At 63.6% G+C, this 24,884-nt stretch carries 14 protein-coding genes; 8 read left to right on the plus strand and 6 right to left on the minus strand.

Annotated elements, in window-relative coordinates; all coding sequences use genetic code 11:
- Both QA649_RS29740 and QA649_RS29745 read right to left on the minus strand, forming a co-directional pair.
- Complete coding sequence (locus QA649_RS29740; RefSeq protein WP_283020309.1) at positions 1 to 963, minus strand: phosphate acetyltransferase; 963 nt, start codon at positions 961 to 963, stop codon at positions 1 to 3.
- Between the two features lie 23 nt (positions 964 to 986).
- Positions 987 to 3,209, minus strand: a complete 2,223-nt coding sequence (locus tag QA649_RS29745) for a DUF3141 domain-containing protein (RefSeq protein WP_283020310.1) — start codon at positions 3,207 to 3,209, stop codon at positions 987 to 989.
- A gap of 280 nt (positions 3,210 to 3,489) precedes the next feature.
- Between QA649_RS29745 and QA649_RS29750 the strand changes: the two genes are divergently transcribed.
- Positions 3,490 to 3,918, plus strand: a complete 429-nt coding sequence (locus QA649_RS29750) for a GNAT family N-acetyltransferase (RefSeq protein WP_283020311.1) — start codon at positions 3,490 to 3,492, stop codon at positions 3,916 to 3,918.
- 102 nt (positions 3,919 to 4,020) lie between these two features.
- The gene (locus QA649_RS29755) at positions 4,021 to 4,296 is read left to right on the plus strand and encodes a hypothetical protein (RefSeq protein WP_283020312.1); all 276 of its coding nucleotides are present in this window, start codon (positions 4,021 to 4,023) and stop codon (positions 4,294 to 4,296) included.
- Between the two features lie 114 nt (positions 4,297 to 4,410).
- Here the strand turns inward: QA649_RS29755 and QA649_RS29760 are convergent, their stop codons facing one another.
- Together QA649_RS29760 and QA649_RS29765 are read right to left on the minus strand one after the other, a co-directional pair.
- A complete protein-coding gene (locus tag QA649_RS29760; protein ID WP_283020313.1) occupies positions 4,411 to 4,674 on the minus strand; it encodes a hypothetical protein in 264 nt (87 codons plus the stop codon).
- Between the two features lie 26 nt (positions 4,675 to 4,700).
- Positions 4,701 to 5,099 (minus strand): hypothetical protein, encoded by a 399-nt coding sequence (locus tag QA649_RS29765; RefSeq protein ID WP_283020314.1) that lies wholly within the window; start codon positions 5,097 to 5,099, stop codon positions 4,701 to 4,703.
- A 951-nt stretch (positions 5,100 to 6,050) separates the two neighbouring features.
- Here QA649_RS29765 and QA649_RS29770 point away from each other — a divergent pair.
- Positions 6,051 to 6,248, plus strand: a complete 198-nt coding sequence (locus QA649_RS29770) for a hypothetical protein (RefSeq protein ID WP_349254035.1) — start codon at positions 6,051 to 6,053, stop codon at positions 6,246 to 6,248.
- Here QA649_RS29770 and QA649_RS29775 read toward each other — a convergent pair.
- Positions 6,245 to 6,427: a hypothetical protein gene (locus tag QA649_RS29775; RefSeq protein WP_283020316.1), complete on the minus strand. Its 183-nt coding sequence runs from the start codon at positions 6,425 to 6,427 to the stop codon at positions 6,245 to 6,247. The genes QA649_RS29770 and QA649_RS29775 overlap by 4 nt on opposite strands.
- Positions 6,428 to 7,154: 727 nt before the next feature.
- Between QA649_RS29775 and QA649_RS29780 the strand changes: the two genes are divergently transcribed.
- The 4 genes from QA649_RS29780 (at position 7,155) to QA649_RS29795 (ending at position 13,934) form a co-directional block, all read left to right on the plus strand.
- The gene (locus QA649_RS29780; RefSeq protein WP_283026133.1) at positions 7,155 to 8,849 is read left to right on the plus strand and encodes a TolC family outer membrane protein; all 1,695 of its coding nucleotides are present in this window, start codon (positions 7,155 to 7,157) and stop codon (positions 8,847 to 8,849) included.
- 382 nt (positions 8,850 to 9,231) lie between these two features.
- Entirely contained in the window at positions 9,232 to 11,352 is a 2,121-nt protein-coding gene (locus QA649_RS29785) for a type I secretion system permease/ATPase (RefSeq protein ID WP_283020317.1), read from the plus strand.
- Positions 11,342 to 12,589 carry an HlyD family type I secretion periplasmic adaptor subunit gene (locus QA649_RS29790; RefSeq protein WP_283020318.1) on the plus strand — a complete coding sequence of 416 codons (1,248 nt, stop codon included), beginning with the start codon at positions 11,342 to 11,344 and terminating at the stop codon, positions 12,587 to 12,589. The genes QA649_RS29785 and QA649_RS29790 overlap by 11 nt, the downstream gene beginning before the upstream one ends.
- 328 nt (positions 12,590 to 12,917) lie before the next feature.
- On the plus strand, positions 12,918 to 13,934 hold the full coding sequence (locus QA649_RS29795) for a transglutaminase-like cysteine peptidase (protein ID WP_283020319.1): 1,017 nt from the start codon (positions 12,918 to 12,920) through the stop codon (positions 13,932 to 13,934).
- 60 nt (positions 13,935 to 13,994) lie between these two features.
- On the opposite strand, the gene QA649_RS29800 is transcribed toward QA649_RS29795, so the two are convergent.
- Positions 13,995 to 24,089 carry a DUF5801 repeats-in-toxin domain-containing protein gene (locus QA649_RS29800; protein ID WP_283020320.1) on the minus strand — a complete coding sequence of 3,365 codons (10,095 nt, stop codon included), beginning with the start codon at positions 24,087 to 24,089 and terminating at the stop codon, positions 13,995 to 13,997.
- Here QA649_RS29800 and QA649_RS42985 point away from each other — a divergent pair.
- Positions 24,060 to 24,863: a hypothetical protein gene (locus QA649_RS42985; protein ID WP_349254036.1), complete on the plus strand. Its 804-nt coding sequence runs from the start codon at positions 24,060 to 24,062 to the stop codon at positions 24,861 to 24,863. The genes QA649_RS29800 and QA649_RS42985 overlap by 30 nt on opposite strands.
- The last annotated feature ends 21 nt before the right edge of the window (positions 24,864 to 24,884 follow it).

A 24,884-nucleotide genomic window follows, 5' to 3' on the forward strand; every position in this document is an offset into this window, starting at 1 on the left:
TCACGCGGCCACTGTCGGCGCCTTCTGGCGCCGGGCGCGAGCATAGAGCGCGGCAACCGCGCAGGATGCCATGCGCGCGCGCGGAGAATCCGCCCGCGAGGTGAGCACCACCGGCACGCGGCCGCCGAGCACGATGCCCGCGCCGTCCGCCTTGGCGAAATAGGCGAGGTTCTTGGCCAGCATGTTCCCGGCCTCGAGGTCCGGAACAACCAGGATCTGTGCGCGGCCGGCGACCTCGGAGGTGATGCCCTTGATCCGCGCGGCGTCCGTGTCGATCGCATTGTCGAACGCCAGCGGGCCATCGAGGATGCCGCCGGTGATCTGGCCGCGATCGGCCATCTTGCAAAGCGCAGCGGCCTCGATCGTCGAGGGGATTTTCGAGGTCACGGTCTCGACCGCCGACAGGATCGCGACCCGCGGGGTCTTGCCGAAGCCGGCCTGGTTGTAGAGATCGATCGCATTCTGGATGATGTCGCGCTTGGCGTCGAGATCGGGGAAGATGTTGATCGCGGCATCCGTCACGAAGATGGTCTCGGCGTAGGCCGGCACGTCCATGACGAAGACGTGGCTGATCCGCCGGTCGGTGCGCAGACCGCCGACCTTGGCTGTGACGGCACGCATCAATTCGTCGGTGTGAAGGCTGCCTTTCATCAGCAGGTCGCCTTTGGCGGCGTGGATGAGCTCGACGCCCTTGGCCGCGGCTTCGTCGCTATGCGCGGCATCGACAATCTCGAATCCGGACACGTCGAGACCGAATTTCGCGGCCGTATCCCTGATCTTCCGCTCGGGCCCGACAAGTATCGGCCGGATGATGCCGGCGCTCGCACTGTCGACGGCGCCGCGCAACGAGGTCTCGTCGCAGGGGTGGACGACGATGGTCGGCAGGGGCGCGCCCGCCTTCGCCGCCGCGATCAGGCGGTCGTATTTGCTGCCGGAATGGGCTCCCGTCGTGTCGGCCGACATCATGTCACTCCCGCCAATCCGCGTTACGACGCTCTTGCCTTTGAATCGAAAGGGGCGACGTTCGACGTCAGCTCTCCCTCTCCGTCCAGGCCAAAAAGCCCGGCGACCTGCTTCAGACGATGCGCGCGCTCGCCGGTGATGTCCTCGCTCGCCGACAGCACCTCGCGCATCGCGGCGAAGGCTGCGCGCCGCTGGCTCATGTCGTCGGGCAGCATTTTCGGGATCGCAGCCAGCGCGCCGTCGCGATCGAGCAGCAGCATGAAGAACTGCTCGCGGACCAGCATCTTGAATTCGGCCAGCGTCATCCGGGGGCCGGCATGGTCCCGCCGCACCTGCCGGAGCGCCTCGATGCTGCGTTCGTCCACCATGCCGCGGGCGGAGCCGACATAGACCAGCGATCGGATCGCCGCTTCGCGAAGCCCGCCCTCGCCGATGCGCGATTTCAGCTCGGAGATTCGCCTCTCGAGCATCGCGCGATGCTCCGCCGACATCTCGCGGCGCTGCGAAGGCACGGAATTCGGATCGATCCCTACGGCCGCCTGAAGCAAGGGCGAACCGTAGACATTGAGGAAGATGGTCTCGCTCAGGGCCTCCTGCGCGTCGCGCCAGCTGTCGAGCGCATGGACAATCTGCTTCGACATCTGCTCCTGGATTGCCAGGAACGGATTGTCCTTCGAGACCGGCCTGCGGTTGTCCTCGACGCGATCGGCGGCCGCCTGGATGGTGGACATCCAGGGATTCTTGCTGCTGAAGGCCTCATATTGCATTCGCAGCGGATGCATGTTGCGCGCCCAGTCCGCCATTTGCGGGGCCACCATCTTCTTGACCCAGGGCTGGACGAACTTCTGATAGGCGGCCAGATTGAGTTCGGAGACGCGCTTGGCGGCGGCAAATCGCCTCTCATCCTCGGGCGAATTGCCTCCCATGCTGCGGATATCGTCGAGCGTGCGGGCCTCACAGCGCATCACCCATTGCCCGGCCGCGAGATCGGCATTGAGCGTCTCGTCGCCCCTCGCCTCGAACGTCGCCTCATAGAGCCCGGGCGGAAGCACGTCGATCAAATCGATGTTGCTCGAGAACTCGGCATGCTCTTTCTTGGCGACACCACCCGACACGAAGATGCCGAGATGGCCGATGCTCTCGTGAACGGTATAGACGATGGTCTGGCCATAGGCCCTGATCTCGTCGACATCGGCATAGCAGTCCAGGATCCAGTCAAGCGCCTGCTGAGGCGGCGTGACGTTGTCGCCCTTGGAGCAGAACACCACGATCGGCGAGCGGATATTGCGCAGGTCGACTTTCTGTCCGTCCGACATCTCGATGCGGCCCGCGGCGAGATTGTTGCCGATGAAGAGCTCGTCGACGATGAACTGGATCTCCTCGGCATTGAGGTTGACGTGGCCGCCCCACCAGCGCTCGAAATCCAGATAGCGTTCGGCTTCGCTGTCGACCTTGGAATAGACGTTGTACTGCTTGGTCCAGAGCGTGTTGGACGGATTCTGGTTCTCGAAGTTCTGCACCAGCCAGGCGCCGTCGAACTTGCCGGCGCCGAGGTCGCTCGTCAGCGCCGTCAGCCAGCTTCCGCCCAAAAGGCCACCGGAATAGCGCATCGGATACTGGCCATGCACGCCGGCCCAATAAGCCAGCGGCGCGCCGGCGATGATCAGGGGCCCGAACAGCTCCGGCCGCAGCGATGCCAGGATCATGACGGCCCAGCCGGCCTGGCAATTGCCGATCACGCAGGGCTTGCCGTCGGCTTCGGGATGACGGCCGATGACGGTCTCGATGAACTTCGCTTCCGCGCGCGCGATGCGCTCGATGGTCTGGCCCGGCACGGGCTCGGGCAGGAAGCCAATGAAATAGCAGGGATGCCCCGCCTTCATCGCGACGCCGATCTCGCTGTCTGCTTTGAAGCCGCCAATGCCCGGCCCGTGGCCGGCACGCGGATCGACCACCACGAACGGCCGCCGGCTCATGTCGATCTCGACATCCTTGGGCGGAATGATGCGCACCAGCGCGTAGTTGACCGGCTCCTCCAGCGTGCGACCGTCGACGATCAACTCGGCAGCATATTGCAGCACGTGCGGCGCGACCTGCGCGACATGCTCGCGATACTGGTCGCCGCGCTGACGCATGATGTCCAGAAACAGCACACTGCGCTGCCCCGCATCGACCATGTATTCGACGGCGGACGCCACAAGGCCCGACATCGGGCCGTCCGGTAGCTTCAGATTTTCCATCGCCATGTTCGACCTCGTCGTCGCGTCCGGCCATTCAAGGAGCGTGCGGATTGCCGACGTTGATTTAGGTCAACGGTCAGCGACGGAGTGCGAGGTTCCCTGCGGAAGCCTGACGACCTGCCTTTCGCGGCAGACTTGATCTTGTTCAGGCGCAAGTTCCGGCAAATGGCTGAACGGAGAAAGGCGCACGCTCATGGGGACTCCAGCAAGTTTCACTTGCCGGGAGACGCTACGTGACGGCACCGCGATCGAGATCCGGGCACAGCGGCCGGAGGACGAGGTCGGCATGCTCGCCGCGCTGGACCAAGCCAGCATGCAAACACGCCAGCGTCGCTTCTTCGCACCGAAGCGTCATTTCTCGGATCGCGAGCGCGCCTATTTCATGGAGATCGACTTCGAGAATCACGTGGCGCTGGTTGCCTGCGCGGAGGATGCGGGCCGCAACGTCATCATTGGCGGAGGCCGCTACGTCGTCGCGACGCCCGGCTGCGCAGAGATGGCCTTTGTCGTTGTCGATGCCTGGCAGGGACGTGGCGTCGGCACGCTGCTGGCACAACATCTCATCGCGCTCGCGCGCGAGGCCGGGCTGACTGAACTGACGGCGGAGGTCACGTCGGACAATACGGCCATGCGTCGCGTCTTCGAGAGGCTCGGCTTCGGCCCTGCGGCGACGCGAGACCCTCAAACGGTTCATCTGGTGTTGAAGCTGACCTGATTACCCCGGACTGGATTTCCACCGTTCCCTTGATCTTGATCAAGGGTTCGCCAGCCCGCCCGTGGGTCAGTCGACACCATCGCTGCAAAGACGGAGGTCGTCATGACGTGGGGTATGTTCGGTAAGCTGTTTGCTGCGACCATCGTGGTCGGCGCAGGCCTGTCCGTCTCGATCGGCGGATCATCCAGCCAGGGACCATCGCTGACCTTCAGCCAGGCAGATGCACGGGTCGGACGTCCCCTGACTCCCGTGTCGGTTGCCGGCGTCGCACGCCGGACCACCAGGCGCGCGGTCGTCGGGACCGCGGCCGTCGGCGCTGCGGCCGCAGGCACGGCATGCGTTCGCGTGCTGGTCAACGGGACGTATGTCTGCCGCTGACCATCGTTGAAACGGACACGAGGAAGCTGAATTCTGCGGATGATCTGCATCCGCAGGACAGGCTGCACGTCATCCGAGCGCCGGGATGAACCGGCGCAGCGGAATCCAAACAGGCTAGTGGATGGTGGGGTTGTCGAGACGCCTTTCCGCCTGCGCGGTCACGATCTCGATGTGTGCCGTATGGTGCCTTGCCGCCAGGTCGCGAGCAGCCGCTTGATCGCGGCTCCAACCCGGCTCACCGCGCGCACGCCGCTCCCGGTAATCGATCAACCAGACTGTTTCCCCATAAGTGAGGCCCACGAAGACATCGCGTCCCTCGGAATCCGGCCCCAATTCGGTCAAGTAGGTGACGTGACTCCGCAGCTTCTCTGCCGTCATGAGTCATCTCCTCGCTTGGCCATTTGCTAGGCACCCGGTCTTCGCAGAGGAATGATCTGCGCCGACCTCACCGGCTCAGGAAGTTTGGCTGACGTCGATTGCGCTGCCTTCCGAGCCCTGAACTTCGTCCAGCGAAGCTCGGGCGCGTAGCCGTAGAGCACATTGAGCCAGGTTTCAGACAGCGTCGCGCTCGTGAAAGGCAATTCGGGGAGGCTCCAGTCGGTGTCTCTCTCGATGCCCGGGCACATCGGCACTCGAACCGCAGACCCCGCCCATACCAGGCCGCCGGATGGCAATTCGACGTATTCGCAATGATCCCGCTCCGTCCATTCCTGGACTGAATGGGCGAGACTTCTGGGATGGTCGGCGGAGAAAAGGCCGACGATCTGATGACTGTCAATTGAGCGGACGAGATAAGCTGGCATGGCAAAGTCCAAAAATTGAATATTGCCTATTTTTCCCGATCCTGCCAAGCCCCCTCGTGCCGTCGAGCGTGCACCCAGTGATAAGTGCCCGTGCCCGATGATCTCGTCGGATATTGCTGTGCGGAATCTCGAAAGAAGGCTGCTTCATCAACGTTCTGGCGAACGCTTTTCCCTTTTTTCCCGCAATCTCAACCAAGCGGTTGATGCTCTGCGGGGCTGGTTCATACACTCTGCGTGATTCACCAAGGATGCGGATTTGCTTTGATCTAGATCAACGAAATCGCAGACTCGGCCAACCGGGATTTGCATTTCCCTCCCGATGGTCATGAAGAGGGATCGGGCGGTCCGTCTTCGGGATGAAGCGCGGCCTTCATGCTCCGCAGCCTCGCTATTCTCCAAATGATCTGCTCGACCGGGCCGTCATCGAAATCGGACAGCTGAACGACGAGTTCCTTGAATCTTTGAATCTTCCTGTCGAAGATCGAGCAACGATCACACATCGTCTGCAATTGCCTTGGCGAAAGGGCTGCTGACTCGGGCAAAACAAATCAAAAAATATCGAAACGAAATTAATGATCGTAACGCCGGCCGTAAAGAACGCGCTCGCGCGGCATCATGTTGCACATCCTTCGACATGGCAGTCGAGCACCGAAACCAACGCGATGCGTGGTCACGGAATAGATCGCGCCGTCCTGCCGTTGCGCTCCGGCGGAGAGCAAGATTGAGCGGTTTTTCGTCAGGCCATGTCGCCATTCGGAAGAAGCGCAAGTCACTCGAGTGTCCGCGCCAACGAGACGACAGGCTGCTCCCGGCAGGTCCCCGTCGTCCTCATGTCGATGAAGACGATCTTTTCCGGTTCGCATAATGCTCTATAATAAACGCTTTAATCGACGCATTTAATCGACGGGTATTGCATTGCCATCATCCATAGAATTGATCGTTGCCTCTCATGTGGCGCTCAAGGACCGGCGGGGACTCGAAGAACTGCGCGAGCATCGGCGCCAGTTGCTCGAGCAACTGCGCACGGTATCGGGCATTGATCCGAGCCGGACCATCGAGCGGATGGAGGAAGACATTCGGGCGATCGACGACGGGCTCGAGCAACTCAAGCCTCCGCCGGGAACCTTGCCTGAGAATGATTGGCGCTAGGCTCGGATCCGCGCTTTCAAGAGCAGGTTCGTCTGCCGCTCCATTTGAAGCGCCAGTTGCTTGCGCTCAAATCTGACGGCGGCCTGTTGGTCGAGCGTGATGTGCCCCTCTCGCTCGAGAATGTTGATGAGAAACACCTGGTCCTCAATATGCCGTTGGCGCTTCTGGATATCTTCCATGAGGCTTTCCAGCTCGGTTCGAAGATCTGAAATTCAAGCCTTTCAATCTCATTCTGAAATGCATCCACTATGTGTCTGACACCTTAAGCAAAGTTTGCATCGGGATGACTGCTGTCGCTGTCCGTCCTCAACTTGGAAGCGCGTGCCGTTTTTTCCCGGGGCGTGCTGCCCGAGGGACCATGAGGATGGAATCGGGGACATCGCCCTGCCGCCAACCGTGCGCGAGCAGGTCGAGGCACCCGCTGACGACCGGCGATTGAAGGCAAGCCGATTGCTGGTCGAACCTCCCGGCCGTTTATGCGCCCCGGGATCCGAATCGACCAAGGCCGGATGGTGCTGGCCGCCCTTGGGGCGCCCTCCAGCTCCGGGGTGAGGGAAGCATTCAACCAGTGGCGCAAAACGTCGCGGCCCGCCTGCCCGCCTGCAATATCAGGAACCCGACCAATCGAACGACACCACATCGCAGTACGGCAGCAGCGCAATTGATTAGTAAAATCAAGTTGCTAGCGAGCAGATTACACGCAGAATTTGTGCGCCGCAGCAGGCCCTGTTGTCGTCTCAGGGAGGCAGTTAGCAGGCCGCCCGAGTTGGGCACTGTGTTGTTCGCGCAAGAGACGTCGGATCGATTGCTGCAAGCTGTGACTGAAATGTCATAGGTGCGGCCGTAGCATTTTGCTAATTCTTCCCAGGCAATAATATTTGTTAAAAGACTTTTATGGTGGGGACCATGAAGCCGGCGCATTTAGTCTTCGCAACGATCATCCTGGCCGTCGCCCCCGCGAATGCCGAGCAATTTTCAATCAACGACGCCTTGAAACAGGCGATGCAGACCAACCCGGGGGTGGGTGAGGCTTCGGCCAATCGCCGCGCAACCGAGAGCGAGCTCCGCCAGACCCAGAGTACGCTGTTACCGCAGGTCCGCATCGATGCCAGCTATGGACCGGAAAAGTTCGACCAGACGCCTGGTTTCATAGCTCCAAGCATTGCGGTGCCAACGACGGGATCGGGGCCCTGGCGAAACGGGAGCCAGGAATCGGTCGTTGTCCGGCAGCTTCTTTTTGATGGTTTCACCTCGATCCACGAGGTCTGGCGTCAAAATGCGCGCGTGAACGCCGCCGCAGCGCGGGTCAAGGAACGCACCGAACTCATCGCCCTCGACGCCGCCGAAGCCTACATCGACGTCGTGCGCTATATGCGCATGGTGAGCCTGGCCCAGCAGAACGTCGCCAATCACGAGAAGATCTTCTCGAACGTGAACTCCAGGTTTTCGGGCGGCCGGGCCGGCGAAGGCGACCTCGAGCAGTCAAGGGAGCGCGTCGAAAGTGCTCGCGCGGCCCTGGCCGAATTTCGCCGCAGCCTCGAGGATGCACGGGCGAAGTACCGCAAGGTCGTCGGCATAGAGCCTTACAATGTGCGCTTCCCGGGCACGTTGCGGGGGCTCCCAGCCAGCCGCGATGAAGCGCTCGCGGTGACGCTGCGGTTCAACTCCACGATCAACGCGGCCCAGTCCGATGTCGATGCCGCCAAGCACGCCTTCAAGTCCACGGATGGCCTGTTTGCCCCGAAATTCTATCTCGAAGGCCGGGCGACGCATTACGACAACTCCTTCCCCTATGTTGCGGCCGCCGGCTCGCCCGCCGTCACCCATGAGGACTACAGCGGCAAGGTGGTGATGTCCTGGGACATCTTCCGCGGCGGCCAGGACGCCTGGAATCGCTCGGAAAAGGCCGAACGGTTCACGGAAGCGACTGCACGGCACGCCCGGCTGCAGCGGGATGCCTATGAGTCGATCGACAAGGCCTGGAACGCCCGTACGGTCACGCAGACCCGCATTGCGGCGCTGACCAGCGAGCTGGAGGCGGCCCGGAAGACCATCGCCGCCTTCCAGAAGGAGTATGAGCTCGGCCAGCGCTCACTCATCGACCTCCTGAACGCCCAGAACCAGTTCTTCAATGCCCAGGTTTCGCTGACCTCGGCGCGCGCGGTTGTGGTGTTTGCCGACTATCAATTGCTCGCAGCGACGGGAACCCTGATCGAATATCTGAAGGCCCCTCCCCCTGTCGACGCAGCGCCGACCGATCTCAACCTGTTCGGCCTGCCGGATTACAAGGCGCCCACGTTCCGTTGGACGCTGCCGCAGAGCGGTTCGGAGCCGCTGCGGACTGCCGTCCCAGCGCCGACGGCAGCCCCCGTCCGGCTGTCCTATGCTGCGACCGAGCCTGCCACGTCGGCTTTCGGCGATCGCTGGTCCGGTGAGCCGGCGTCAGCCAAGGTTGCCGGCGTGTCGGCCTGGTTTGCGCAGCAGCGGCAAGGCTCCGGCGGGCCGATCGCGCCCGACAGCTCGGCCGACCAGCGCAGCTCATATGCCGCGGCCGAGAAGCCCCACTGGCTGCTGACCGCATTCTCGCCGATTACAAAATAGCAACGTCGGCCGAATAACCATTGAAAAAGCCCGCACATTTTGTGCGGGCTTTTTTGTTTCAGCCCACCCCGATAACGCACGGATAGAATTTCGGGCGCGCGGTTGTTAATCGTTAATCCCGACTGCCCAAATAAGTAAATGAATTAACTCGCAGTTTGTCGTAGTCTTTCGACGACTTTGCCAAGTTCGCGTCATCGCTTTTCATTTAAGGCATATCAGCTTGTTGTTTCGTCAAACAAAGACGGCTTCGGCCCCAGGTGCGCGCCCGGACAGCATCGGCGAAGAGTCCGCGGCGTCGGCCCGGGCCGAGCAAGGCGCAGCGAAACAAGGCGATCCCCTGCTGGACTCGCTCGTCTTTCTGGCCGGACATCACGGCAGAGCCGTGACACGCGAAGGCTTGCTCGGCGGCCTGCCGATCCTCGATGGACGCCTGACTGTTTCGCTCTACGAACGGGCGGCGCGCCGTGCAGGCCTCGAGACCGAGGCCACCAAACGCAAGCTGCTGGACATCCCGCCTCTCGTTCTTCCGGTCGTGCTGATCATGAAGAACGGAACGACGCTGGTCCTGCTCAGCATCGACGAGGCCAAGCGTACCGCCAAAGTGATCGACCCCAGCAACCGGCCGTATGTGCCTGAGATGCTGACCCTCGACGCCATCGCTGCGGGCTATACGGGTTACGCGTTTCTGGTGCGGGCGGCCGCCGAGTCGGACCCGCGAGCCGTTGCGGCCGGCAGCCTTCCCCGACAGCACTGGTTCTGGTCCGTCGTAAAGGCGCATTGGCGCAACTACGGACACATCGCGCTGGCGGCGCTGCTGATCAACATTCTGGCCCTGGCCATGCCGCTCTTCACGATGAGCGTGTATGACCGGGTCATCCCGAACGGAGCGATCCCCTCGCTCGTTGCGCTCTCGATCGGCATGGGTCTTGCGATCGTCTTTGATCTGATCCTGCGGATGGTCCGGAGCAAGATGATCGACGTGACGGGCAAGACGATCGATGTCGTCCTCGCCGCCAACATTTTCGAACACGTCATGGCCGTGAAGATGTCGCAGCGGCCGACATCCGTCGGCATCATTGCCAACCAGCTTCGCGATTTCGATTCCGTTCGCGAGTTCTTCACCTCGGGCAGCGTCGTCTCGGCAACCGATCTGCTGTTTGCGATCCTGTTTGTCGCCGTTCTCTTCGTGGTCGCCGGGCCGCTTGCCTGGGTGCCGCTCCTGATGCTGCCGATCATGATCGGAATTGGCCTCGTGCTGCAACGCCCGCTCAACCGGGCGATGAAGCGCCTGCAAGCCGAGTCGGCGGCCCGCCATGGCGTGCTGGTGGAATCGCTCGCGGGCCTCGAAACCGTGCGCGCCTCGGGCGGTGAAGCAAGGATGCAGACGGCCTGGGAGCGTTCGGTCGCGGCGACAGCCCGCTCCGGCGAGGCCGTGCACTTCTGGTCATCCCTGGCGCTGACCGCAGCCAACTCGGCACAAACGCTAACCAGCCTGCTCATGATCGTGATCGGCGTCTTCCTGATCCAGAACGGCACCCTGACGGTCGGCGCCCTCGTCGCGGCCAACATGCTCGCCGGCCGGGTTCTGGCGCCGATTGCGGGCATCGCCTCCGTGATCACCCGCGGCACTCAGACTTTCTCGGCGCTCAAATCCATCGATCGGATCATGACTCTGGAGCGGGAACGTTCACCGGAACGGACCTATCTCGCCAGAAAGATCGAACAAGGCACAGTCAGCTTCGAGAACGTCTCGTTCACCTACCCCAATGCGCCTGGAAAGGCGCTGGACAAGGTCACCTTCAAGATTCACAGCGGCGAGCGCGTTGGAATCATCGGCCGGGTTGGTTCGGGAAAGACGACCGTCGGGCGCCTGCTGCTGTCCTTCTACGAGGCACAGGATGGCCGCATCCTGGTCGATGGCGTCGACTCGCGCCAGTATGATCCCGCCGACCTGCGTGCCGGCATCGGCTTTGCCATGCAGGACACCGATCTGTTCTTCGGCAAGCTGCGCGACAACATCACCTTGGGTTATCCGGCCGCGACCGACGAGGAAGTGCTCGCGGCCTCGCGCCTGGCCGGCGTCGAAAACTTCATCGCAGGCCATCCCATGGGCTACGACATGCCCATCGCGGAGGGCGGACGCAGCCTCTCCGGCGGTCAGAAGCAGGCCATTGGTCTCGCGCGCGTCTTGATCCGCAAGCCCAAGATCCTGTTCCTGGACGAGCCGACCGCCCATTTCGACGTCCGCAGCGAAAGCGAGTTCCTCGAGCGGCTGAAAAAGCTCGACGATGCGCAGATGACCATCATCATCTCCACGCACCGTCTCTCACTGCTGACCATGGTCGACCGGCTGCTGCTGTTCGACAACGGCCGGCTGGTCGCCGACGGGCCGCGCGATCACGTCTTGAGCCTGTTGCAAGGCAAGACCCCGTCGGCCGAGCCGGTCGTCAATCCCAGAGTGGTTCAACAAGTCTCGCCGGCGCAGAAGTCCAATGTCAGCTGATTTCGCTTACGCCAACGATATTCGCGCGGCCGTCCGATTGAGAACGCCGCGGACCTCCCGGATGCTGCTGTGGGCGTTCCTCGCCCTCCTCTCCACATTCCTGATCTGGGCCCATTTCGCCGTGCTTGAAGAGGTCAAGCGCGGAAATGGCAAGGTCGTGCCCTCGCGGCAGATTCAGGTCGTGCAATCCCTGGAAGGCGGAATCGTCGGCGACATCCTCGTCCAGGAGGGCGCGGTGGTTCAGCAGGGGCAGTCCCTGATGCGGATCGACGACACCAAGTTCGCTTCCGAGTTCGGCGAGATACGGGAGCGCCGTGCCTCGATGGCGGCCCGCCTCGCGCGGCTCGACGCCGAAGCGAAAGGCCGCAGCGAGATCGTCTTTCCTGACCAGATCGAGGGCGTTGTCCCCGTTGCGGTGACGACAGAACGGAGCGTCTTCAAAGCCCGCGCCCTCAAGGTGGCGCAGGATGTCGACGTTCTCAATCAGCAGATCGCCAGGCTGACCCAAACGTCGGGCCTGCTCGATCGCGAGCTCGCTTTGACGCGCAAGCTCTACGAGCAGAAGGTCGTTCCCGAGATCGAAATGCTTCGGCTGGAGCGTCAATCGGCAGAAGCGAGGGGCCAGATCGCCGAGGCCAAGGCCAAGATTGCGACCACGATCTCGACCTTCCGGGCGCAGGCGGACGAGGACCTCGCCAAGTCGAGGGCCGACCTCGCAGTCCTCGACGAGAACATCAAGTCCGCCCAGGACAGGGTGCGCAGGACGGATCTGCGTTCGCCGGTCCGCGGCATCGTCAACAAGCTGAACGTCACCACGATCGGCGCCGTCGTTCAGCCCGGTGCGAACCTCATGGACATCGTTCCGCTCGACGATACCTTGCTGGTCGAAGGCAAGATAAGGCCGCAGGATATCGCCTTCATCCGCCCGGGCCAGGATGCCGTGGTCAAGATCTCCGCCTACGACTCCTCCGTTTACGGCCATCTCGCCGGCAAGGTCGAGCGGATCAGCGCCGACACGATCCTCGACGACAAGGGAGAAGCGGCGCAGCGACCGGAGACCTACTATCGCGTGATGGTTCGCACCGACAGGAACCATCTCGGCACGGAGGAAGCTCCGCTTCCGATCATTCCGGGCATGATCACGACCGTCGAGATCTTGACCGGCAAGAAGAGCGTTCTCGACTACATCTTGAAGCCGGCTCGCACCTTGCGCGACGAGGCCCTGCGCGAGCACTAAAGCACGATGAGATTGGGATGAATCGTCATCGCGCTTTAGGTTGTTGTTTCAGCATGATCTTGTCGGAAAACCGCTTCGCACTTTTCCGGATCATGCACTAGATCCGTCGCTCGATCGCCTTGCTTAATGCGTCCTTAACGCGCGATCGAAAGCTTTAGCATTGCCGGTGGGGCGCGGTTCATCCCACCGGCTCATTCCCGGCCGCCCCCTCCCCGGTCTTAACCCGACTTAAGCGCGCCCACGCGCACGCTGGCTCCCGATAAACAGGTCGGGATGATGATCAGGCGCGTAAAGACGCCGGCGACGTCCCGAAATATGGGGACGGTCAATGAAGTCGCGTTGTGGACAGCGACGGCAGGGCATTCTGGCGTTTGCGGCGGCCATGCTGGTTTCGCTCAGCGGTGCTGCGACCTCGGTCGCATTTGCAGCCGAGGTCGAACCGGCCGAGCCGCGTGAGATCGCGCCATCCGGGGCGGATGCCATCCAGGCACCCGCGACGTTCTTCACGATCAACGCGGTGCTGGCAAAGCTCGACCGCGAGCGTGGCCGCGGGCCAAATGCCGTGCGTCTGGCAGCACTGACGCCTTCCTCCCCCACAGCGACGGATGCCCAGTCCGAGACCGCCGCTCCGGCCGGCGCGCAGCCGCTCGGCACTGAACCCTTCGGCCTCTTCGCGTTCCGGGCACCTGACAACGCCATCTGGCGCAAATGGCGCACGGTTGAAGCAGAGATCGCGAGCGAGCAGGCCCTGCTCGAGCGCTGCCGCTCCGATGCCGCGACCTGCCCGCCGAACGCTGTGCAATTCCTCAGGCTCGTCGGTGCGGTCAAAGCCAAGTCCGGGCGCGCTCGGCTCGAGGAGGTCAATCTCGGCGTCAACACCGCGATCCGCTATATCAGCGATCTCGTCCAACATCGGGAGCTCGACCGCTGGAGTTCGCCGCTGGCGAGCTTTGCGACGGGCAAAGGCGATTGCGAAGACTATGCGATCGCCAAATACGCCGCACTGCGCGAAGCGGGTTTCCCGGACGCCGACATGCGCCTGCTCCTTGTCCGCGACCGGACCGTCCGGCAGGACCACGCGGTGCTTGCGGCTCGTCTCGACGGCCGCTGGCTGATCCTGGACAACCGCTGGGCGGGCCTGCGGGAGGACAACGGCGAGCTGAACTTCGCACCGCTGTTCGCGATCAATCACGATGGCGTGCATCTGTTCGCCAAGCCTTATGCGAAGGTTGCGCCGCTCACAGCCGAAGCGGCGCCGGCGGCGGCCGGCCCGGAATGGGCGGGCGCGGAGCCGGCGGATGCCGGTGGCGGCGGATCACTGAGCACGCTGCCACTGCTTCTTTGAGACAAAGAAAAACCGCCGGCGGGAGCCCCGCCGGCGGTTTTGTCATGCGTCACAGGCCGCTTACGCCACGTGAACAGCGTTGGCTTGGGGGATGCCCGTGCTGATGTGAGCGAGATCGACGGCGTGAGCCGCCGTATTGTCGGCCGAGTAGTACAGCTCGTTGTTGCTGATGTTGAAGAAGAAGTTCGATCCCACGAAGGCACTGTCGTGGGTCTGATCGTTTGCGCCTGTCGTTCCCGAGTTGAACGTGACCGTCTGGGCCGTATTGATGGTCAGGTTCAGATTTGCAACGTCGACGACAATGGAATCACCCAAACCGAGGTCTGAGATCGTTACATTGGCACCGCCATTGCCATGTAGCACGAACGTGTCATTGCCTGCGCCGCCCGACAGGACGTCAGTTCCTGCCAGGCCGGCGACCAGAGTGTCATTGCCGACGCCGCCATTCAGGACATCCGTGCCAGCTCCGCTACCTGCTCCCGCATAGAGGACGCTGCCGGACGGGTGAGCCGTCAGAGTATCCGCAAAGGACGATCCGAAGATGTTTTCGATACCCTTGATGGTGTCACCTGTGGCGCCACCACCCACGACGGCGGCCACCGTATCGGTTTCTGCCGTCAGGTTGACCGTCACCCCGGAGGTCGCGTTGCTGTAGTCGACGGTATCTCCTGGTCCGGTTCCGCCGGTGATCGTATCATTCGCAGCGCTCGCGGCGATCACTTCGGGGGCGGTCGTACCTGTCAGGCTGGCGTTGGTGCCGAGCAGCGACACTGTCAGATTGTCCGAGCTGGCGAACGTATCGCCGTCACCATCGGTGATGGCGAGCGCGAAGTTCAGAGTGGTGCTGGCAATCGTCGTATTCTGTCCATACGAAAGTGTCGTCAGCACGACCTTGTCGTCTTCATCCGGGACAGCAGAGCCGCTGGCGATATTCTGGACGTCGACTTCGCTGAAAGATGAGAAGAGTGCTCCGGATACCGTTCCGGTAGCGCCCCAGTGCGCTTGATCGACAACAATCGCCGTGCCGTCTGCCTGCACCAAGTCCCAAGTAACAGAATTGGTATGCGTCGCATCCCAAACGGTGACGAGGAAATGTTCGTTGGTCGAGTTATTTCCCTTGCCGATGCCAACGGTTATGCCGGTCTGCAGATCACCGAACTTGAACATGACGGTTTCGCCGCCATCCAAGTTGCCGTTGTCAATGCCCAAGCCCGGGTTGTTCTTGTGCAAGACGTGAGCGTTTGGACTCGTGTTGCTGCTGTTCCATCCGTCAATGAGGACGGTGCCGGCAGGCACCGTGGCGGGATCGTTACCGTTGAGGAACGTTCCGGTGCCGTTGACGATCGTCAGATAGTCGCCGTTTCCGCCGTTTGGCAACTGCGAAACGAAGCTGAACGTGGTCGTTTGCTGAAGAGTGTTTGTGTCGACGTGGAAATTGTAGGTTCCATCGATGCCTACGGTCAGTTCAAAGAACTGCTTTGTATGGGCAAGGTCGGTGAATGCAAACATCTCCCCGCTCTTCGTGGCGGGATTGTAGTCGGTGTACTCATAGAAGGAGTATAGCGTCGTTGCGCCACTCTTCACGTCAACCTTGAAGAGCTCGTGGCCTGACACCGCCGTATTCGTATCGGTGATGACATAGGTGAGACCAGCCGGGTTCGCTCCCATTGAGATCGAAATCGGAGCGATTGCGTTCGGGCCATCGGCACCAAACAGCGGCTGCCACGTACCGTTGACCTGCGTATTGTTGTTGAAAGGTGCAATCGCATCTTGAATGGCACTGATCGACGGCGTGTCGTCGTTGACGTTCACCGTCAGCGAACCCGCCGCCTGGTCGCCGTCGCCGTCCGTCACCGTGAAGCCGATCGCGACAGCGAGGTTCTCCTCCGTCGTGCTGCTGGTCGGATGCACCAGCGGCTCAGACTCGGTGAACGTGTACGAGCCGTCAGGTGCGACGTCGAGCTTGAACACCACATTGCTCGAGATCGCGCCCGTCGCGGTCAGGATCGTGTGGCCCGCGACCACCGTCGTCGCGTAGGTCAGCGTCTCCTGGGCCCCGAGCCCGTTGGCGTCCTTGTAGATCGCCTTCAGCCCGACCGGGTTGGTGAAGCTGATCGACTGCACACCGTCCGCACCCGCCGCGAACAGCGCACCCGCCGCGCCCGTCGCAACCATTGAGTTCGCAACGTCGCCCGTGCCGCCCGGATTACCCACAAACAGCGTCTGCGCGTCGTCGTCCAGGACCGGCGTCGCGGTCACTGTGTTCGCTTTCGGACCGTCATCGTCGAAGGTGATCTTGCCGGACACGTCGACCGGCGTGCTCGCCTTGTCGCCGTCGCCGTCGGTGATCGTCACCGTCAGCGCCAGCGAGTTCGCGTTCAGCGACACCCCGTCGTCCGGCGTGTTGCTGGCGCTGTCCTGATGCAGCGACAGATACTGCTCGACCGTCACCGCGCCCGTCGTGCCGTTGATCGAGATCGCAAACGCGGCCTGGCTGGCGAAGCTGCCGGCCTGCACCACGCCCACGATCACGCTGCCGTCGCCGTTCACGTCGACAAGGCTGATCGCCGAGCCGTCGGTCACGAACAGACCGGACACCGCATTGGTCACCGTCAGCTTGTAGGCCGTCGAGCCCGCGGCTGCCGGGCCGTCGGCGCCGAACTGCGACGTCACCGTCAGCAGCGCCACGTCCACCGCATGCGCGATATAGCCCGTCCCGGTCACATCCGGATCGTCGCCCTTGGCGATCGCCCCGGTGTTGATGGTCGCCGCCGTGCTCGTCGGCGGGACACCTGCATCCGTGTTGCCCTCGTCCAGCGCAGCCGTCGTACCCGACAGCACCGCCGTCAGCTTCGGACCGTCATCGTCGAAGGTGATCTTGCCCGACACGTCGACCGGCGTGCTCGCCTTGTCGCCGTCGCCGTCGGTGATCGTCACCGTCAGCGCCAGCGAGTTGGCGTTCAGCGACACCCCGTCGTCCGGTGTGTTGCTGGCGCTGTCCTGATGCAGCGACAGATACTGCTCGACCGTCACCGCGCCCGTCGTGCCGTTGATCGAGATCGCAAACGCCGCCTGGCTGGCGAAGCTGCCGGCCTGCACCACGCCCACGATCACGCTGCCGTCGCCGTTCACGTCGACAAGGCTGATCGCCGAGCCGTCGGTCACGAACAGACCGGACACCGCATTGGTCACCGTCAGCTTGTAGGCCGTCGAGCCCGCGGCCGCCGGGCCGTCGGCGCCGAACTGCGACGTCACCGTCAGCAGCGCCACGTCCACCGCATGCGCGATGTAGCCCGTCCCGGTCACATCCGGATCGTCGCCCTTGGCGATCGCCCCGGTGTTGATGGTCGCCGCCGTGCTCGTCGGCGGGACACCTGCATCCGTGTTGCCCTCGTCCAGCGCAGCCGTCGTACCCGACAGCACCGCCGTCAGCTTCGGACCGTCATCGTCGAAGGTGATCTTGCCCGACACGTCGACCGGCGTGCTCGCCTTGTCGCCGTCGCCGTCGGTGATCGTCACCGTCAGCGCCAGCGAGTTGGCGTTCAGCGACACCCCGTCGTCCGGTGTGTTGCTGGCGCTGTCCTGATGCAGCGACAGATACTGCTCGACCGTCACCGCGCCCGTCGTGCCGTTGATCGAGATCGCAAACGCCGCCTGGCTGGCGAAGCTGCCGGCCTGCACCACGCCCACGATCACGCTGCCGTCGCCGTTCACGTCGACAAGGCTGATCGCCGAGCCGTCGGTCACGAACAGACCGGATACCGCATTGGTCACCGTCAGCTTGTAGGCCGTCGAGCCCGAGGCCGCCGGGCCGTCCGCGCCGAACTGCGACGTCACCGTCAGCAGCGCCACGTCCACCGCATGCGCGATATAGCCCGTCCCCGTCACATCCGGATCGTCGCCCTTGGCGATCGCCCCGGTGTTGATGGTCGCCGCCGTGCTCGTCGGCGGGGAGCCCGCATCCGTGTTGCCCTCGTCCAGCGCAGCCGTCGTACCCGACAGCACCGCCGTCAGCTTCGGACCGTCATCGTCGAAGGTGATCTTGCCCGACACGTCGACCGGCGTGCTCGCCTGGTCGCCGTCGCCGTCCGTGATCGTCACCGTCAGCGCCAGCGAGTTCGCGTTCAGCGACACCCCGTCGTCCGGCGTGTTGCTGGCGCTGTCCTGGTGCAGCGACAGATACTGCTCGACCGTCACCGCGCCCGTCGTGCCGTTGATCGAGATCGCAAACGCCGCCTGGCTGGCGAAGCTGCCGGCCTGCACCACGCCCACGATCACGCTGCCGTCGCCGTTCACGTCGATGAGGCTGATCGCCGAGCCGTCGGTCACGAACAGACCCGACACCGCATTGGTCACCGTCAGCTTGTAGGCCGTCGAGCCCGCGGCCGCCGGGCCGTCGGCGCCGAACTGCGACGTCACCGTCAGCAGCGCCACGTCCACCGCATGCGCGATATAGCCCGTCCCCGTCACATCCGGATCGTCGCCCTTGGCGATCGCCCCGGTGTCGATGGTCGCCGCCGTGCTCGTCGGCGGGACACCCGCATCCGTGTTGCCCTCGTCCAGCAAGACCTGGGCTTCGCTAGCCAGGGTTGCCGTCACCTTCGGGCCGTCATCGTCGAAGGTGATCTTGCCCGACACGTCGACCGGCGTGCTCGCCTTGTCGCCGTCGCCGTCCGTGATCGTCACCGTCAGCGCCAGCGAGTTGGCGTTCAGCGACACCCCGTCGTCCGGTGTGTTGCTGGCGCTGTCCTGATGCAGCGACAGATACTGCTCGACCGTCACCGCGCCCGTCGTGCCGTTGATCGAGATCGCAAACGCCGCCTGGCTGGCGAAGCTGCCGGCCTGCACCACGCCCACGATCACGCTGCCGTCGCCGTTCACGTCGACAAGGCTGATCGCCGAGCCGTCGGTCACGAACAGACCGGATACCGCATTGGTCACCGTCAGCTTGTAGGCCGTCGAGCCCGAGGCCGCCGGGCCGTCCGCGCCGAACTGCGACGTCACCGTCAGCAGCGCCACGTCCACCGCATGCGCGATATAGCCCGTCCCGGTCACATCCGGATCGTCGCCCTTGGCGATCGCCCCGGTGTTGATGGTCGCCGCCGTGCTCGTCGGCGGGGAGCCCGCATCCGTGTTGCCCTCGTCCAGCGCAGCCGTCGTACCCGACAGCACCGCCGTCAGCTTCGGACCGTCATCGTCGAAGGTGATCTTGCCCGACACGTCGACCGGCGTGCTCGCCTGGTCGCCGTCGCCGTCCGTGATCGTCACCGTCAGCGCCAGCGAGTTCGCGTTCAGCGACACCCCGTCGTCCGGCGTGTTGCTGGCGCTGTCCTGGTGCAGCGACAGATACTGCTCGACCGTCACCGCGCCCGTCGTGCCGTTGATCGAGATCGCAAACGCCGCCTGGCTGGCGAAGCTGCCCGCCTGCACCACGCCCACGATCACGCTGCCGTCGCCGTTCACGTCGATGAGGCTGATCGCCGAGCCGTCGGTCACGAACAGACCCGACACCGCATTGGTCACCGTCAGCTTGTAGGCCGTCGAGCCCGCGGCCGCCGGGCCGTCGGCGCCGAACTGCGACGTCACCGTCAGCAGCGCCACGTCCACCGCATGCGCGATATAGCCCGTCCCCGTCACATCCGGATCGTCGCCCTTGGCGATCGCCCCGGTGTCGATGGTCGCCGCCGTGCTCGTCGGCGGGACACCCGCATCCGTGTTGCCCTCGTCCAGCAAGACCTGGGCTTCGCTAGCCAGGGTTGCCGTCACCTTCGGGCCGTCATCGTCGAAGGTGATCTTGCCCGACACGTCGACCGGCGTGCTCGCCTTGTCGCCGTCGCCGTCCGTGATCGTCACCGTCAGCGCCAGCGAGTTGGCGTTCAGCGACACCCCGTCGTCCGGTGTGTTGCTGGCGCTGTCCTGATGCAGCGACAGATACTGCTCGACCGTCACCGCGCCCGTCGTGCCGTTGATCGAGATCGCAAACGCCGCCTGGCTGGCGAAGCTGCCGGCCTGCACCACGCCCACGATCACGCTGCCGTCGCCGTTCACGTCGACAAGGCTGATCGCCGAGCCGTCGGTCACGAACAGACCGGATACCGCATTGGTCACCGTCAGCTTGTAGGCCGTCGAGCCCGAGGCCGCCGGGCCGTCCGCGCCGAACTGCGACGTCACCGTCAGCAGCGCCACGTCCACCGCATGCGCGATGTAGCCCGTCCCCGTCACATCCGGATCGTCGCCCTTGGCGATCGCCCCGGTGTTGATGGTCGCCGCCGTGCTCGTCGGCGGGACACCCGCGTCGGTATTGCCCTCGTCCAGCGCGACCTGCGCTTCGCGGTCCAGGGTCGCAGTGACCTTCGGACCGTCATCGTCGAAGGTGATCTTGCCGGACACGTCGACCGGCGTGCTCGCCTGGTCGCCGTCACCGTCCGTGATCGTCACCGTCACCGCCAGCGAGTTCGCGTTCAGCGACACCCCGTCATCCGGTGTGTCGCTGGCGCTGTCCTGATGCAGCGACAGATACTGCTCGACCGTCACCGCGCCCGTCGTGCCGTTGATCGAGATCGCAAACGCGGCCTGGCTGGCAAAGCCGCCGGCCTGCACCACGCCCACGATCACGCTGCCGTCGCCGTTCACGTCGACAAGGTTGATCGCCGAGCCGTCGGTCACGAACAGACCCGACACCGCATTGGTCACCGTCAGCTTGTAGGCCGTCGACCCCGCGGCCGCCGGGCCGTCGGCGCCGAACTGCGACGTCACCGTCAGCAGCGCCACGTCCACCGCACGCGCGATGTAGCCCGTCCCCGTCACATCCGGATCGTCGCCCTTGACGATCGCGCCGGTGTCGATGGTCGCCGCCGTGCTCGTCGGCGGCGAGCCCGCATCCGTGTTGCCCTCATCCAGCAAGACCTGGGCTTCGCTAGCCAGGGTTGCCGTCACCTTCGGGCCGTCATCGTCGAAGGTGATCTTGCCGGACACGTCGACCGGCGCGCTTGCCTGGTCGCCGTCACCGTCCGTGATCGTCACCGTCACCGCCAGCGAGTTCGCGTTCAGCGACACCCCGTCATCCGGCGTGTCGCTGGCGCTGTCCTGGTGCAGCGACAGATACTGCTCGACCGTCACCGCGCCCGTCGTGCCGTTGATCGAGATCGCAAACGCGGCCTGGCCGGCAAAGCCGCCGGCCTGCACCACGCCCACGATCACGCTGCCGTCGCCGTTCACGTCGACAAGGTTGATCGCCGAGCCGTCGGTCACGAACAGACCCGACACCGCATTGGTCACCGACAGCTTGTAGGCCGTCGACCCCGAGGCCGCCGGGCCGTCGGCGCCGAACTGCGACGTCACCGTCAGCAGCGCCACGTCCACCGCATGCGCGATGTAGCCCGTCCCCGTCACATCCGGATCGTCGCCCTTGACGATCGCGCCGGTGTCGATGGTCGCCGCCGTGCTCGTCGGCGGCGAGCCCGCATCCGTGTTGCCCTCATCCAGCAAGACCTGGGCTTCGCTAGCCAGGGTTGCCGTCACCTTCGGGCCGTCATCGTCGAAGGTGATCTTGCTGGACACGTCGACCGGCGCGCTTGCCTGGTCGCCGTCACCGTCCGTGATCGTCACCGTCACCGCCAGCGAGTTCGCGTTCAGCGACACCCCGTCATCCGGCGTGTTGCTGGCGCTGTCCTGGTGCAGCGACAGATACTGCTCGACCGTCACCGCGCCCGTCGTGCCGTTGATCGAGATCGCAAACGCGGCCTGGCCGGCAAAGCCGCCGGCCTGCACCACACCCGCGATCACGCTGCCGTCGCCGTTCACGTCGACAAGGCTGATCGCCGAGCCGTCGGTCACGAACAGACCCGACACCGCATTGGTCACCGTCAGCTTGTACGCCGTCGCATCCGAGGCCGCCGGGCCGTCCGCGCCGAACTGCGGCGTCACCGTCAGCAGCGACACGTCCACCGCATGCGCGATATAGCCCGTCCCCGTCACATCCGGATCGTCGCCCTTGGCGATCGCGCCGGTGTCGATGGTCGCCGCCGTACTCGTCGGCGGCGAGCCCGCATCCGTGTTGCCCTCGTCCAGCGCGACCTGCGCTTCGCTGGCAAGAGCCGCCTTCACCGTCGGACCGTCATCCAGGAACCTCACCTGCTTGCCGAGGTCGATGCTCGTGTCCGCCGAGTCGCCGTCATTGTCGGTGATCGCTGCCGTCAGCGTGACCACGCCGCTGGCAAGGCCGATGCCTTCATTGGTGTCCGGATTGGTGCCGTCGGCTTCCTTCACTGCACGGTCGTCCGTGAACGTCACCACGCCATCGTTGTCAACCGACAGCGTGAACACCAGCAGGTCGCTCGAGGCGGTATGGCCTTCCACCGTCGTGCCGTTCATCACCAGCACGACATCTTCATTGGTCTGCGCGTCCACCAGCCCCGTCGGCTTGGAGGTATCGATCGACAGCGCATAGCTAATCGGATGCTGCGGATCCGCCACACCGTCCGCGCCGGTCACCGCCGCGAACACGCTGCCGAACGATGCGCTTGCCGTGTTGTCGCCATTGTGGATCGAGCCGTCGATGCCGTTGGTCGCGGCCGTCAGATCGCTCTCGTCGACGATCAGATTCGGAAGTACTCGCTCCTCACCATCCACGACGACGTGAATCGACGGACCATCGTCCAGGAACGTCACCTGCGGGCCGAGGTCGATGCCCGCGGTCGCCGTGTCACCGTCATTGTCGGTGATCGTCCCCGTCAGCGTCACCGCACCGCTGGCAAGGCTAATGCCTTCATTGCCGTCCGGATTGGTGCCGTCGGCTTCCTTCACCGCGCGATAATCCGTGAACGTCACCGTGCCAACGCTGTCGACCGACAGCGTGAACACCAGCAGGTTGCTCGCCGCGGTGTGGCCTTCCACCGTCGTGCCGTTCATCACCAGCACGACAGCTTCGCTGGTCTGCGCGTCCACCACGCCGCTCGACTTGGAGACGTCGATCGACAGCGCGTAGCTGATCGGATGCTCGGAATCCGCCACACCGTCCGCGCCGGATACCGACTGGAAAAAGCCGCCGAAGAACGCGCTCGCGGTGTTGTTGCCGTTGTGGATCGAGCCATCGATGTCGTTGGTCGCAGCCGTCAGGTTGCTTTCGTCGACGATCAAATTCGGAACCGTCTGCTCCTCACCCTCCAGGACGACCTGAATCGAGGGACCATCGTCCTGCAACGTCAGATGCGGGCCGACGTCGACGCTCGCGCTCGTGCTCTGGTTGCTGTTGTCGGTCACGGTGACCGTGAGCGAGACGAGACCGGCGGGCACATGCGTGCCCTCGCTGATGTCGCCATCCTCGCCCGTGCCTTCGTGCACCGAACGCAGATCCGTCAGCGTCAGCTTGCCGTTGGCATCGACGGACACAGTGAAATCCTGCGGGCCATTGACCGCTGCAGCCGCATCCTTGCCTTCGCGGCCGACCACGACGCCGTTCTCCAGGAACAGGAACACGTGATTTCCGGTCTGCGAATCGATCAGTCCGGTGTCCACGCCCGGCGCACTGATCGACAGCGCGAAAGTCAGCGACTGCTGGCCGCCCGGCACATTGAGCGTGACGGGCAAAACGCCAAACGCCACCGTACTCGCCAGGAAAGGCGTGGATCCGTCGATGCCGTTCGTCGCTGATGTCAGGAAGCTCTCGTCCACGACCAGCTCGGGCAACGTGCCCAGCGAAATCGTCGGAGCCGGCGTGGTCGGCGTCTGCGGGATAAAACCGGTTGGCGGCTGATCCGGAGTCCGCGGCAGCTCCTCCGGGCCAGCCAGGATGTTGGTGGGCACCGGCGGCAGCGGATCGACGAGGGGAGCGCTGAAGTTCGCGCCGCTCGCCTGCGCGTTGTTCTGACCCAGCGAATCGCCGGCTGCGGGGAGAACGGCGGACGCAGCGGAAGGATCATTGATGATCGGGAAGGCGCTGGCGAACTCCGCGACGGTGAGATCGCGACCCGGCGCAACCTGGATGGTGAGATTGCCGAGTTGATCGTGGCGGGAGTCGAAGAACGGCTCGACCGTCACCGTGGAGTGATTGTCGAAAAGAATGATCAGCTTTTCGCCGATATGAACGAGCGTGATCTTCTCGTTCGCAATAGCCGAAAAGTCGACTTGAACCTTCTGGTCGTAACCGAGGTTCAAAACGACTGCCTGATCCGCGAATGGCTTGGTCAGCTTGAAGATGCGTGGCGGCGAGGCGTTGTTCGAATTTCCAGCAGTAGCCTGGGCAACCCGAAATTGCTCATTCATGAAATCTCTCCGCCAAAAGGACGTGAAGTGAAAAATTGCAGGAAATTTACGTCGAAGTGTATCTTTAAGCTATTGTTAACCCCCCTGCCGGTCAAGAAAACTATTTGGTTAATCAATACTTTCGATCAGGATGTGGTAAAGGGGACCGCGCGGCCGCGATATGTCGCAAAACGGGCCGGATTAACGCCGCCCTTGCGCTTGTCGCTCCAGGCCCGACGGCGGCAGCTGGAGCAAAGGATGAGGAAATTACTGGTAACGGCCGTGTTGGCCGGATCTTTCGGTTTGCATGCCGCCACCGCGCAAAACCAGCCGGCGCCGGAAGCCCAGATGGTCGAACGCACTGTCAAGGCCCAGCCGAACAAGGACACTCAAATCGGGCTTTACATTAACGTCAGGCCCGATTGCACCTCCGGCCCGCTGCCAACCATCCGATTGGCAACCTCCCCGACCTCGGGAAAGGTCGTCGTCAAGCCCGGTAAGGTGAAGGCGACCAACTACAAGGCCTGCCTGGCGCTGGAAGTGCCCGCTTACGTGGCCTTCTACAAATCGCCTCCGGACTTTGTCGGGGACGATACGCTGACCATCGAGGTCAAATATCCCGGCGGACGGACCGAGATTCAAAAGATTACGGTCAACGTCGCCGGACCCGGCGGCCAGAAGATCTAGGGCAAAACATCGTTGCGGGTT

The sequence above is a fragment of the Bradyrhizobium sp. CB1717 genome, assembly GCF_029714325.1.
Taxonomy (GTDB): domain Bacteria; phylum Pseudomonadota; class Alphaproteobacteria; order Rhizobiales; family Xanthobacteraceae; genus Bradyrhizobium.

Bases quoted from the DNA above. Each gene is read 5' to 3' on its own strand.
- QA649_RS29740 (WP_283020309.1), bottom strand. From the start codon at position 963: ATGTCGGCCGACACGACGGGAGCCCATTCCGGCAGCAAATACGACCGC.
- QA649_RS29745 (WP_283020310.1), bottom strand. From the start codon at position 3,209: ATGGCGATGGAAAATCTGAAGCTACCGGACGGCCCGATGTCGGGCCTT.
- QA649_RS29750 (WP_283020311.1), top strand. From the start codon at position 3,490: ATGCTCGCCGCGCTGGACCAAGCCAGCATGCAAACACGCCAGCGTCGC.
- QA649_RS29755 (WP_283020312.1), top strand. From the start codon at position 4,021: ATGACGTGGGGTATGTTCGGTAAGCTGTTTGCTGCGACCATCGTGGTC.
- QA649_RS29760 (WP_283020313.1), bottom strand. From the start codon at position 4,674: ATGACGGCAGAGAAGCTGCGGAGTCACGTCACCTACTTGACCGAATTG.
- QA649_RS29765 (WP_283020314.1), bottom strand. From the start codon at position 5,099: ATGCCAGCTTATCTCGTCCGCTCAATTGACAGTCATCAGATCGTCGGC.
- QA649_RS29775 (WP_283020316.1), bottom strand. From the start codon at position 6,427: ATGGAAGATATCCAGAAGCGCCAACGGCATATTGAGGACCAGGTGTTT.
- QA649_RS29780 (WP_283026133.1), top strand. From the start codon at position 7,155: ATGAAGCCGGCGCATTTAGTCTTCGCAACGATCATCCTGGCCGTCGCC.
- QA649_RS29790 (WP_283020318.1), top strand. From the start codon at position 11,342: ATGTCAGCTGATTTCGCTTACGCCAACGATATTCGCGCGGCCGTCCGA.
- QA649_RS29795 (WP_283020319.1), top strand. From the start codon at position 12,918: ATGAAGTCGCGTTGTGGACAGCGACGGCAGGGCATTCTGGCGTTTGCG.